Origin of the sequence: Streptomyces sp. WM6378, assembly GCF_001279695.1 — a bacterium.
Lineage (GTDB): Bacteria > Actinomycetota > Actinomycetes > Streptomycetales > Streptomycetaceae > Streptomyces.
In genome coordinates, this window is sequence record NZ_LGDD01000343.1 from 42861 (window position 1) to 55059 (window position 12199).

10 protein-coding genes are annotated in these 12199 nt (G+C 70.2%); 3 read left to right on the forward strand and 7 right to left on the reverse strand.

The annotated features are described in order from the left end of the window. Window positions 1-4: 4 nt before the first annotated feature. The 3 genes from ADK54_RS39670 to ADK54_RS39680 all read left to right on the forward strand — a co-directional run bounded on the left by ADK54_RS39670 (window position 5) and on the right by ADK54_RS39680 (window position 2151). A complete protein-coding gene (locus tag ADK54_RS39670; RefSeq protein WP_053730709.1) occupies window positions 5-730 on the forward strand; it encodes a hypothetical protein in 726 nt (241 codons plus the stop codon). After that, window positions 727-1410: a hypothetical protein gene (locus ADK54_RS39675; RefSeq protein ID WP_053730710.1), complete on the forward strand. Its 684-nt coding sequence runs from the start codon at window positions 727-729 to the stop codon at window positions 1408-1410. The genes ADK54_RS39670 and ADK54_RS39675 overlap by 4 nt, the downstream gene beginning before the upstream one ends. A gap of 108 nt (window positions 1411-1518) precedes the next feature. After that, window positions 1519-2151: a helix-turn-helix transcriptional regulator gene (locus ADK54_RS39680; RefSeq protein ID WP_053730711.1), complete on the forward strand. Its 633-nt coding sequence runs from the start codon at window positions 1519-1521 to the stop codon at window positions 2149-2151. On the opposite strand, the gene ADK54_RS39685 is transcribed toward ADK54_RS39680, so the two are convergent. The 7 genes from ADK54_RS39685 to ADK54_RS39715 all read right to left on the reverse strand — a co-directional run bounded on the left by ADK54_RS39685 (window position 2075) and on the right by ADK54_RS39715 (window position 10986). Beyond that, window positions 2075-4942, reverse strand: coding sequence for an AfsR/SARP family transcriptional regulator (locus ADK54_RS39685; RefSeq protein WP_078967003.1), 2868 nt, complete (start codon window positions 4940-4942; stop codon window positions 2075-2077). The two genes, ADK54_RS39680 and ADK54_RS39685, sit on opposite strands and share 77 nt — an antisense overlap. 78 nt (window positions 4943-5020) lie before the next feature. Beyond that, window positions 5021-6016 carry a carbohydrate kinase family protein gene (locus tag ADK54_RS39690; protein WP_078967004.1) on the reverse strand — a complete coding sequence of 332 codons (996 nt, stop codon included), beginning with the start codon at window positions 6014-6016 and terminating at the stop codon, window positions 5021-5023. Next, window positions 6013-7002 carry a zinc-dependent alcohol dehydrogenase family protein gene (locus ADK54_RS39695; protein WP_053730713.1) on the reverse strand — a complete coding sequence of 330 codons (990 nt, stop codon included), beginning with the start codon at window positions 7000-7002 and terminating at the stop codon, window positions 6013-6015. Before ADK54_RS39695 ends, ADK54_RS39690 begins: the two co-directional genes overlap by 4 nt. Beyond that, window positions 6999-7826: a carbohydrate ABC transporter permease gene (locus ADK54_RS39700; protein ID WP_053730714.1), complete on the reverse strand. Its 828-nt coding sequence runs from the start codon at window positions 7824-7826 to the stop codon at window positions 6999-7001. Before ADK54_RS39700 ends, ADK54_RS39695 begins: the two co-directional genes overlap by 4 nt. Beyond that, window positions 7823-8737, reverse strand: a complete 915-nt coding sequence (locus tag ADK54_RS39705; protein ID WP_234392403.1) for a carbohydrate ABC transporter permease — start codon at window positions 8735-8737, stop codon at window positions 7823-7825. Before ADK54_RS39705 ends, ADK54_RS39700 begins: the two co-directional genes overlap by 4 nt. A 43-nt stretch (window positions 8738-8780) precedes the next feature. Then, window positions 8781-10142: an ABC transporter substrate-binding protein gene (locus tag ADK54_RS39710; RefSeq protein ID WP_078967005.1), complete on the reverse strand. Its 1362-nt coding sequence runs from the start codon at window positions 10140-10142 to the stop codon at window positions 8781-8783. Between the two features lie 82 nt (window positions 10143-10224). Further along, window positions 10225-10986 (reverse strand): DeoR/GlpR family DNA-binding transcription regulator, encoded by a 762-nt coding sequence (locus ADK54_RS39715; protein ID WP_053730716.1) that lies wholly within the window; start codon window positions 10984-10986, stop codon window positions 10225-10227. Between the last annotated feature and the right edge of the window lie 1213 nt (window positions 10987-12199).

A 12199-nucleotide genomic window follows, 5' to 3' on the forward strand; every position in this document is an offset into this window, starting at 1 on the left:
GACTATGAGCGACGATCTGCCGGAGCCGACCGGGTTGCCGTGGCACTGGGAGTGGGTGCCGGACGTCCGGCCGGGCGAGGCCGAGCACGAGGCCTGGACGGCACACATGGTGTCCCTGTTCACGGACTGGACGTTCCAGGGCATGGCCGCGGCGCGCCCGGCCTGGCCCGGGGACGCGGAGGTCGAATTCCCGTTCACCTCCGACATGGTGGGGCGCGGCGCCGCCGAGTGGCTGCTCGCCCGTGCGAAGGATCTGCCCCCGTATGCGCGGGTGGCCTGGGGCGCGGCGTTCGTGAACGGCACGGTCCGCTGGGCACCGGTCCCCGTCATCGTGGAGTTCCGCCACCCGCAGGCCGAGGATCCGACCTACCTGATGAAGGTGGTGGATGCCGCCGGCCGCGACGACGACGCACGGCTGCCGACGGTGGACTACGTGACGACCCCGATCGGCGACGGGGTGCAGATCTTCGCCCTGGGCCGGACCGAGGAGGGCACGGCGTTTGGGCGGCTCGACGCCGCGATGCGCCTCGACGTGCCGCCGCGCGGTGGCGCGGCGAGCGTCAGCACCGACGTCACGCTGAACGCGCGCGTCTTCGAGCTGGGGCTGATGGCCTTGATCGGCACGGGAGTTGAGCAGTTGATGCAGCAGATAGCCAATGACTGCGCCCCCGCCGACGGGGGCTCGGCCCGGCTCGGCTTCGTCGCGGCCGCCGAAGGAGGACAGCCGTGATCGACTTCGAACTCGTCGTCCCGGACGGCTGGGTGCAGATCCCCACCGCGCCCGACACCGGCACGCTGCGCCGCAGGATCATCGACAACGTGATCCGCCACCACATCCCCGACTCGCTGCCGAGGGACAAGGTGGGACCGTGGCGCCGGATGCTGCGCAAGGAGCTCACCGGGGCGACCGACGAGGCCGCGCGGCAGAGCGCCCGCTCGGTCCTGCTGCCGCTCCAGGAGTTCAGCGGTGTCAAGCTGCCCGGATCGATGCTGGTGACCGTCCTCGAAGGCGAGGACGAGACCGAGGACCCGGAACAGCTCCTCGCCTCCCTCCTCGCCGACGCGGGCCCCGACGGGACGTACCTGGAGATCGGCGGAGCCCCGGCGGTCCGCGTGGCCTCGGTCGTGGACAGCAGTCGGGTCGGGCGCAAGGCACCGTCCTGGCGGGTCTCGTACTACGTGTCCCATCCGGAGGCGCCCGGAGTGTGGGGGCTGCTGACCTTCACCGTGCTGACCGACGGCGACGTGGACGCCGAGCCGGTCCAGGCCGTCGTCCTGCTCTTCGACATGATCGTGACGACGCTGCGCTGGGCGGACCGCGTCGACGTGCCCACCGAGGCCGAAGTGGTCGCCCAGCTGGACGAGTTGGTGGGCGCGGGCACCCCGGCCGACGGGCCCGGCTTTGCCTGAATTCCGTCTGCTCTGAACGCCGTCCGGACCGAATGCCGCCTGGACCGCCGAACACGGTCTGGACCGAACATGAAGAACGAATGAAGCCGGCTCCGCCACGCTGAACGCATGACACTCGTCGCCTCCACCGCGCCGGTCGGCCCCACCCGCGTGCGGATCGCCATCGCGAGCCCGGACGTCCTGGCCCAGATCCGGCAGGTGTTCGCCAGCAAGAACCTGGCCGTGGACATCGTCTGCATGCCGTACGTCGAAGTCGCCGTGCGGCCCGCTGCGGAAGGGACCTCGCTGGAGCAGGTGGTCGGCCCCGTCTCCCCGGCGGGCGCCCCCGTCGCGCGCCGGCTGTGCGCGGAGTACCGGCTCAACGTGGTCGGGGTCGGGGTCGGGGTCGGGGTCGGGGTCGGCGACGGTCCGAGGGCCGGGCATCCCGTCCCGGAGGACCGGCCGCGCCCGGCGCCCGACCCCGGGGGCCCGGCCGCCCTGTCGCGGCGTCAGCACGAGGTGATGGCCCTGGTGTCCGCCGGCGTGCGCAACGCCGAGATCGCCGCGCGGCTGCGCATCAGCGAGAAGACTGTGAAGAACCACATCAACCGGATCTTCAGGTCGCTGGGTGCGGGCAGCCGCGTCGAGGCGGTGCTGGTCTGGCAGCGCCGGCAGCCGGGCGACGCTATCCGGCGCGGCGCATCGAATCCGCCACCGGCACTGGTGGCGGGTCGGCAGCCAGAACACGGAGGAAGTCCGTGATGTCTGCGGTCTCCGTGGCGTCCAGCCCCTTCAGCCGCAGCAGCGCCCGGGTCGCCAGGCCGTGGGCAGTCTTCCGGGCGCGTCCGGCCCGGTGCACCTTGGCGAGAGCGAACAGAGCCAGGGCCTCGTGGTAGTGGTCACCGCTCGACTCGCACAGCGACAGCGCGTCCTGGAAGTACCGCAGCGCCCGCCCGTCGTTTTTGAGCCCGTGTTCCGCCACGCCCAGGTTGATCAGGATGTTGGCCTCAAGGAGTACGTTCCGGGAGCGTCGGGCCGCAGTGAGGCCGGCTCTCCCGTGCCGTAACGATTCCTCGAACTCGCCCAGTTCTGCGTGCAGTTCGCACAGGACGTCCAGACAGCCCGCCTCGTGGTACTCCGATCCGGTGCGCCAGGCCAGGTCCAGGGCCTGCCGGGCATGGCGCAGAGCCGCCCCGTAGTCCTTGGCCGCCCGCAGCGTGGCGGCCAGGTTGCCGAGGAGGCCGGTGCGCAGCACGTCGTCGCCGAGCTCTTCGGCCAACCGCAGTCCAAGCCGCAGCTGTTGAGCCGCGCCGCTGTTCAGCCCCATGCGGGAGTGGGCCACGCCCAGGTGGTTGAACAGGACGGCCCGGGCCCGCCGGTTCCCGGCCATTTCGGCGCTACGCAGCCCGATCCGCAGCGTGTCGGCCCATTCCCGCACCTGCCCTGCCGCATAGAAGTAGTCGAACAGCAGGTAGGCCAACTGCCAGGCCTGTTCATGGCAGCCGATCCGCTGCGCCGTACGCACCAGCGAGGCGATGGTGTCCCGCTCCTGGGCGCACCAGGCCACGAACTCCTTGCGGTCGCCGAAGCGCAACGGCACGTGACGGCGCACCTCGGCCTCAAGCGTGAACGGAAGCTCGTCCCCGGCGGACTCGTGGCCCCGGGCCAGGGTCCGCACGTACCAGCGGAGCAGCCGCTCAAGTGCCTGCCGTCGCGATGCCGACGTCTCACCGCTGCGGGACACTTCCTCGGCGTAGATACGCGTCAGGTCGTGCATCCAGGAACTGCCGCCCGTGGTCTCCACCAAATGCTGGGCGGCCAGGCCGCGCAGCACGGCGGCCGCCCTCGACGGCGGTACGTCCAGGAGCGCGGCGGCCGCCTCCAGTCGGATGCCCGCCCCGGGGAACAGCCCGAGCGTACGGAAAGCCTGGGCCGCCTCGGGGTCCAGCCTCGCATACGACCAGGACAACACGCCCCGCACGGAAGCCAGTTCGTCGTCCGGGATCTGCAACGCGTCGAGCCGGCGCCGCACGTCCTCCAGGTCCGCGACCAGGTCGGCGATCCGCGTCTGGAATCCCGCGGTCACCTGCTCCGAGGCGATCCGCAGCGCCAGCGGCAGGTGGTCGCACAGGTCGGCGAGGCGCCGCGCCGCCGACGGTTCGCCCTCGACCCGCGCACCCCCGATCGAGTCGGACAGCAGCTTCAGCGACTCCTCGACGGTGAACAGCGGCAGGGTCACCCGGCGGGCCGCGTACCGGACCGCGAGGCCGCTGAGCCGGTTGCGGCTGGTCACGATGGTGAAGGAAGGGCCGCCGCCCGGCAGCAGGTCCTCGACCTGATCGGCGGATTCGGCGTTGTCCAGGACGATGAGCAGGCGCTTGTCCCGGACGGTGCTGCGCCACAGCGCGACCCGCCCCTCCTGGTCCGCCGGGACCTTCCCCACGTTCAGGGAGGCGAGCAGATGCCCCAGGGCGTCCGCCGGGGGTCTCGCGGGGTGCTGGGGGTCGAAGCCGTGGAGGTTCACGTACAGCTGACCGTCGGGGTAGGCGGAGGCCAGCAGGTGGGCGCAGTGCACGGCCAGCGCCGTCTTGCCGATCCCGCCGACTCCGACGACCATCACGATCCGCGGACAGCCGGCCTGGCCGCCGCCGTCCACCGAGCCGGCGGGCGCCGCGTCCAGGACCTGCTGGACCACAGCATTCCGTCCCACGAACTCCCCTATGCCGTGCGGCAGTTGGGCTGGCCGGACCGGCCCCGTGGCCACCACCGGGTCAGCCGGCCTCGCCGGTACGGGGTGTGTCCCGACACCGTCTGCCAGGAGGGACGCGTAGAGGGTCTGCAACTCGATCGACGGGTCGATGCCCAGGTCCTCGGCGAGGAGGTTCCGCAGGGCGTGGTACTGCGCGAGCGCGTCAGCGGTCCGGCCGCTCTGCCGCAACGCCGTCATCAGCAACGCGCGTAGCCGCTCGTGATAAGGGTTGTCCAGGATGTGCCCGCTCAACTGGTCGACCACATCCCTCGGTTGATCGACCTCCAGGAGCAGCTCGGCGCGCTCGATCAGCAAACGCAGCCGCAGGTCCGCCGCCCACGTACGGTACTCGGCGGCGAACGGCCCCGGCAGGCCGCTGAGCGCGGAGCCCGGCCGCCAGCAGGCCAGCGCCTCGTCGAATGCGGTGACCGCAGTGGACAGGTCCTGCTCGGTCCGGCTGGTCCGGGCTCGTGCCGCCAGCCGCTCGACCGCCCTGATGTCGAGCTGCCCGGGGTCGAGTCGGAGTGCGTAGCCCGATCCCGAGCTGGGCAGCGGATCCCCCAGTCCGGCCAGGGCCCGGCGCAGTCCGGACACATAGGTGTGCAGGCTGCCGGCGGCGGTGGTCGGCGGCGACTCGCCCCAGATCCGGTCGATCAGATCATCACGCGAGACGATACTGTTCGTGCTCAGTGCGAGAACTCCGAACACCGCGCGTTGCTTCGGCGGGCCGAGGACGAGCTCCCGCCCTCCGGCATAGGCACGGAGTGGTCCGAGAGTCTCCACCCTCAGACAACTGTCCTGCATGATGATGTCCCCTCCGAGAAAACAGTGCCCCGACTCGCGTCCTGTTCTTCCGGCTACCGGGCCAATTCCAGGCCCACCTCATGCGTCCCTGCTATCCCTCTCCAGTTCCGTGAGCGTCGGCGGGTCCGCGCCCTGCCGCGTGCACGTGACCGCCGCCACCCGGGCGGCGAAGGACAGCGCTGCGGCGAGGTGTTCCACGAGGTGCGAGGAGAGCGTCGCGGCGTGCAGGGCACGGCGGGCGCCCTCCGCGTCCGCCACTCCCCCGCCGCCCGAAGCCAGGAGCCCCGTGCGCAGCAGTCCGCTGAGCAGTCCCGCCATGAAGGCGTCCCCCGCTCCCACCGTGTCGACGACACGGTCGATCCGCCTCGGCGGCAACCGGCAGTCGCCGTGCCGCCAGAAGGCCCACGCTCCTTCCTCCCCAAGGGTGACGACGACCAGCGACGGCCCCGTGCGGGCCCAGCGGGCAGCCGCCTGAAAGGGGTCCCCGCCCGGATGGAGCCAACGCAGGTCCTCCGCGCTGGCCTTCACCACATCGCTCAGCATGACCATGCGCTCGACACGGGGACGCTCCCGCTCGGGGTCGGACAGGAGCGCGGGGCGCGGATTCGGGTCGTACGACACGGTCGCCGTGCCTCGGAGCTTCTCGACGGCGGCGACGGCGAGGCTCGCTCCGGGGGCCAAGGAGGTGGCGAGGGAGCCCGTATGGAGGTGGGACGGGAGACTTGAGGTCACCGGGTCCAGGGCCCGGGGATCCGGGTCCCAGCTCAAGTCGAAGTCGTACGTCGCCGACCCCTGGGCGTCGAGTCGGGCGACCGCGCTTGAGGTCGGGGCAGCGGTGACGGATCCGGCTGTCAACTCGACTCCGCCGCCCCGGAGATGGTCGGAGATCTGCTGTCCGGGCGCGTCCTGCCCGATGCGGGTGGCGAGTCGTACGGGGTGGCCGAGCCGGGCTAGCCCAAGGGCCACGTTGGCGGGGCTGCCGCCCGGACGCGACCTGCGGGTGCCTGTGGGCTTCACGATGACGTCGGTGAGGGCTTCGCCGATGACCAGCAGCGCAGGTGCGCCGGCCGTCACGGCGTCACCAGGATCTTGCGGCCGACGCCCGCCTGGAACTGGGCGAGTGCGGCGGCGTAGTCCGTCAGCGGGCGCCGGTCGCTGATGAAGATCTCGGAGTCCAGGACGCCCGCCGCGAAGAGGTCGGCCGCTCTCTCGTAGCTGTGCAGTACGGCCATGGATCCGGTGATGGTGATCTCCTGGTTGTAGATGCGGTACGGCTCGATGGTGGCCCGCGCGGCGTAGTCGGCGACCCCGAACTGGAGGTAGGTGCCGCCGCGCGCGACCCTGCCGAGGGCGTCCTGGATGGCCCGTTCGCTGCCGGTGGCGTCGATGACGACGTCCCAACCGCGCGGCCGCTCGATCTCGTCGGCTGCCGCCGCGGCGTTCGTACAGCCCAACTCCCTTGCTGTCGCGAGCCGTTGGGGGTTGACGTCCAGGACGTCGACGGTGGCGGCGCCGGTGCGTTTGGCGAGCTCCAGCATCATCAGGCCCATGGTGCCGGAGCCGTAGATCAGGATGTGGGAGGCCATCGGGGAGCGCAGCACGTCGTAGCCGCGTACGGCGCACGACAGGGGTTCGATGAGGGCGGCGTCCTCGGTCCGTACGTGGTCGGGCAGGCGGACGCAGTTCGCCGCGGGGGCCAGGGCGAACTCGGCGGCCGCTCCCCCGGTGGTGACGCCGATCGCCGCGTACCGCTCGCACAGGTTGTTGCGGCCGATCCGGCAGTAGTGACACTCGTTGCAATACAGGGAGGGGTCGACGGCGACCCGGTCGCCGAGGGAGAGCGTGTCCACCTCGGCTCCTAGGGCGACGACCTCTCCGGCGAACTCGTGGCCCGGCACGATCGGCAGGCTGGGGGCGAACTCGCCCTGGAGTATGTGGAGATCGGTGCCGCACAGACCGCACGCGGCGACCTGGACCACCACCTCCCGGGGCCCCGGTGCCGGATCGTCGACCGTCTCGATCGACACGACGCCGGGCGAGCTGATGACGGCTGCTTTCACTTGACTGCTCCAAGGGACAGGCCCTGGACGAGCTTGTCCTGGGCGGCGAAGCCGGCGACCAGAACCGGCAGCGAGACACAGACGGCGGCGGCGCACACCTTGGCCAGGAACAGGCCCTGGCTGGTGACGAAACCGGTGAGGAAGACGGGTGCGGTGCCGGCCACGACGCCGGTGAGCACCCGGGCGAACAGGAGCTCGTTCCAGCTGAAGATGAAGGAGATCAGAGCGGTCGCGGCGATGCCGGGGGCGGCCACCGGGGCGACGATGCGGACCAGGACGGTGGGCAGTCCGGCGCCGTCGATGGAGGCGGCCTCCAGGATCTCGACGGGGACCTCGGCCAGGAAGGAGCGCATCATCCACACCGCGATCGGGAGGTTCATCGAGGTGTAGAGGATGACCAGGAGCCAGATGTTGTCGAGCATTCCGGCGTTCTTGGCGATCAGGTAGACGGGGAGCAGGCCCGCGACGGCAGGCAGCATCTTCGTCGAGAGGAAGAAGAACAGGACGTCGGTCCATTTGCGGACCGGCCTGATGGACAGGGCGTAGGCGGCGGGGGTGGCCAGCGCGAGTACGAGCAGGGTCGAAGTGACGCTTGCTGTAAGGGAGTTGATGAGCGGCGGCCACGGGCTGACACCCGTGCTGGTACCGAAGAACTCTCGGTAGCCCTGGAGGGTCAGTGCGGCGCCGACGCTCGGCGGGTTGGTCGCCGCGTCGGCCTCCCCGTGGAACGAGGTGAGCACCATCCAGGCGAACGGCAGGAAGAAGAACAGCCCGCAGAACCAGGCGAGGAATCCCCAGGTGCCGCGGCGGACGAGCGCGGTCACAGTGCCTCCTCCTTGAACAGGGACGAGACCGTGCGCAGCGCGAAGGTGGCGATGAGCATGGTGCAGGCGACGACGATGACGCCTTCGGCCGAGGCCTGGCCGTAGTCGTGCGCCTGGTAGAAGGTCTCGTAGACGGTGTAGGGCAGGTTGGCGGTGCCGAGGCCGCCGGAGGTCAGGGTGAAGACGGCGTCGAAGTTCTGGACGACGTAGATGCTGCCGAGCAGGGCGGCGAGCTCCAGGTAACGGCGCAGGTGCGGAAAGGTGAGGTGGCGGAAGACCTGCCAGGTGGTCGCCCCGTCGACCCGGGCCGCCTCGGCGATGTCCGGCGGGCGGCTCTGCAGCCCGGCGAGCAGGATCAGCATCATGAACGGGGTCCACTGCCAGATCAGCGACGCCTCTACGGCGATGAGGGGGATCGCTGACATCCAGTCGGGCTGCGGGGCGCTGTGGCTGCCGAACAGTTGCCACAGCCAGGTCAGCGAGCCGTTGATGAACCCGTACGAGGCGTTGTAAAGGGCGTGCTTCCACAACAGCGCGGAGGCCACCGGGACGACCAGGAACGGCGCGATGAGCATGGTGCGCACGACGCCCCGTCCCCGGAATCGGCGGTCCAGGAGCAGGGCGAGGCCGAGTCCGAAGAGTAGGCTGACCAGGACGACGGCCGCGGTCAGGACCACTGTGGTCACCAGCGAGGAACGCAGGTCGGGGTCGGTGAAGGCGGCCTTGTAGTTGGCGAGTCCGCCGAAGCCACGCCGGTCGGGTTCGAGGGCGTTCCAGCGCATGAAGGAGATCACCAGGGTTCCCACGAAGGGAAGTTGGGTGACCACGACGAGGAACACCAGGGCGGGCAACAGGGGTGCGCGGCGGGCCCAGGTGCCGCGCGGCCCGGGGGTGGCGCGGGCGGCGGGCATCCGGACGCGGCGGGTGGGTCGGGCGAGGGGCGCGGCGGTCATGTCACTGTCCCTTGTGCTTGTCGGCGACCGCTTCGGCGCGGGCCTGGCCCGCCTTGAGGGCGTCGGCGACGCTGGTCTTTCCGGCGATCGCGGCGCTGATCTGCTGGGAGACCTGGGTGCCGAGGTCGGTGAACTCGGGGATGCCCACGAACTGAATGCCGGGCGCGGGCCGGGGCTGCACGCCCGGGTTGCCCGGGTCGACGGCGGTCAGCGCGTCCTTGGTGGCGGAGGCGAACGCCGATGCGGCGGCGACGTACTTGGGGTTGCCGTACGTCGACGTGCGCTTGCCCGCGGGGACCTTGGACCAGCCGAGCTGGGTGCCGACGAGGTTCTCGTAGTCCTTGCCGGAGGCCCAGGAGATGAACTTCCAGGCGTCGTCCTGGTTCTTGCTCGCCTTCTGGACGCCCCAGGCCCAGGTGTAGAGCCATCCCGAACTCTTGGTCTCCTCGACCGGCGCGGGCACGTAGCCGATCTTTCCGGCGACGGGTGAGCCGGTGGCCTCCAGGGCCCCGGCTGCGGACGTGGCGTCGTACCACATGGCGACCTTGCCCTGGGTCATGTCGTTCAGGCACTCGGTGAACCCGGCCTGCGGGGCGCCCGCCTCGCCATGGGAGCGGACCAGGTTCACGTAGAAGGTGACGGCCTTGGTGAACTCGGGGCTGTCGACCTTCGCCGTCCAGTCCTGGTCGAACCAGGTGCCGCCCATGGTGTTGACGACGGTGGTGACCGGCGCCACCACCTCGCCCCAGCCGGGCTGTCCGCGCAGGCAGATGCCCTTCATGCCGGGCTGCGCCCCGTCCGCCTTCGCCGCGAGGTCGGCCACCTGCTGCCAGGTGGGGTGGTCCGGCATCGTGAGCTGCTTCGCGGCGAAGACGTCCTTGCGGTACATGAGGAAGGAGGATTCGCCGTAGAACGGCTCGGCGTAGAGCTGCCCCGAAGCGGTCAGGGATTCCTGGATGGCGGGCAGAATGTCGCCCTGGTCGAAGGCGCTGTCGGCCTTCGCCCGGTCGGTGAGCGGGGCGAGCCAGCCGTTCTTGGCGTAGATCGGTGTCTCGTAGTTGCTGATGGTGGCGATGTCGTACTGGCCGGCCTGACTCGCGAAGTCCTGACTGATCTTGTCTCGTACATCGTTCTCGGGCAGCACCGTGAAGTTGACGGTGATGCCGGTGGACTTGGTGAAGTGGTCGGCCGTCAGCTTCTGGAGGTCCGCCATCTGCGGGTTGTTGACCATCAGCACGTTGATGGAGTGGGCGCCGGAGCCCCCGCCCGCCCCGCCCGCGCCGGAACACGCGGCGAGCAGCGCGCCACAGAGGGCTACGGTCCCTGCGCGAACGATGTGCCCGTTCTTCCTCACGTAGATCATTCCTTCCCTAGTGCTGCGGGCATGCCAAGGACAGCCCGGGGCGGCTCTCGTGCTCCGGTATGCCAGAACGCGGCGTCCCGGGTCAGACCCGGATGACCTGCGGGCCGAGCAGGGAGTAGCGGTGGGCCTCGGCGGTGGACAGGCCGGTGTCGGTGATGATCGTTTCGAAGTCGGAGATCTCGGCGAACCGGCAGAAGCTGCTGGCGCCGAACTTGCCGTGGTGCCCCATGAAGACGCGCCGCCGGGAGACCTCCAGGGCCTTGGCCTTGACGTCGGCCACGGCCGGATCGGGCGTGGTCAGCCCGAACTCACGCGAGATGCCGTTGGACCCGAGGTAGGCGAGGTCGATGACGAAACCCGACAGCATCGAGCAGGCCCACGCACCCACACTGGCCAGGGTCCGGGCGCGGACCCGGCCGCCGAGCAGCAGCACCGTGGTGTTCGCCGACTCGGCGACGGCCGCAGCCGTCGACAGCGAGGCGGTGATCACGGTCAGCGGCCGGTCGCTGGGCAGGAGCGAGGCAAGGATCTGGGGGGTGTAGCCCTCGTCCACGAACACCGTCTCCGCCCCACCGAGCCACTTCACCCCCTCAGCGGCTATCCGGCGCTTGTTCTCGACGTGCAGGGTCACCCGCTGGGCGAGGTTCGTCTCGAACCCCGCGCCCTCCACCGGATAGGCGCCACCGTGAGTGCGCCGCACGAGGCCCCGGCGCTCCAGCTCGCTCAGGTCCCGCCGGATGGTCTCCGGCGCCACCCCGAAGTCAGCCGCCACCACCGCGACCTCCACCCGGCCCTCCCGGCGCACCAGAGTCAGCAGCCTGTGGTGCCGCTCCTCCGAACCCATCCCAACTACCTGCCCTTCACAGCCCGTTCGGGCATCCGAAGCCCGAATGGACCCGCCAGAATTTATACCGCCGCAGCACTCAAGGGGACCGGCCCGTTCCAGACCACAGCCCGCCCGGATCTGCCCGTTTACCCGACGGTCCAATCGCAGGCCAAGTGGCGACAGTTGGCGATCGGAGCCCGAACGGGTGCCCGCCGGCGGCGAATCAGGCGCCGAACCGGGCGGTTCGAGGACTGGATGGACCAGGGTTCCGGGGCTGCTCAGTCGCACTGCCGCCGCCCGCCGGCCACAACACCCCCTGGACACACGGTCATCGACCGCAAGGGGTTCCAGAGCAGGCCCCCGCTGGCCAGCCCGGCGCGGACACCACGGTGCGCGTCCACCACCGGGCAATGGCGCCGGGGGAATCACGCCACTCGGCTCGCGCGCGGGCCAAGTGAGTGGACCGTGACGGCCGGAGAGAACTGGGCCCACTCCCCCGATGTCCGCCTCCGAGCCCGGTTCGGGCGGTGATCGGGAGGCAACCGGGTGGGAAACGGGCCTCCGCAGGTGCCATTCGGACACCGGTACCAGACCCATGGCCAGCATTCGGGCAAGTCGTCGGCCTTGTCGGCCGCAGGGAAACGGACAGAGTCGGTTCCGATGCGTAGCCGAACGGGCCCGTTCGGCTTGCCCGTTCGGCCTTACAACTTCTCCCATCGCTCTACGCGACCGGCGGGCCCTGTCGGTTCCGAGCGACATCTGACGGCTGGACTGTCCGGAGGTGACGACATGCCCGAGTTAGCGATCCGCCCTGACGCCCGTTGCATCGAACCCCCCAGACAGTCACCCTCCGCTGGCGGCGATCCTCAACCCTGGCCGTCCCGTGTCGGAAGCCGTCGACCGTGCGCCGCGACGGCGGTGTGGGTCCGGGCATCGATCAGCCGATCGACCAACGACAACTCTCAGCATTCCGCCAGCACAGGCGACTTGACGGGACCAGCGACTTCCCCCGCTCAACCGGACTTCAAGAAGGTCCTGAGGCGGCGGGAGCCCAAGCAGTACTTACCAGAAAGGTGACACGGACATGGCCGACCCTCGTGGCGTCCCGCTGTGGAATTCGCTGACCATCGAAAGGCGATTCATTCCCGATCAGGGGCGTATGACATACCAGCCACCCCAGGACTGGTTCACCATCGTGGCTCCTCTGCATGGCTTATGCCAGGTGGAATAC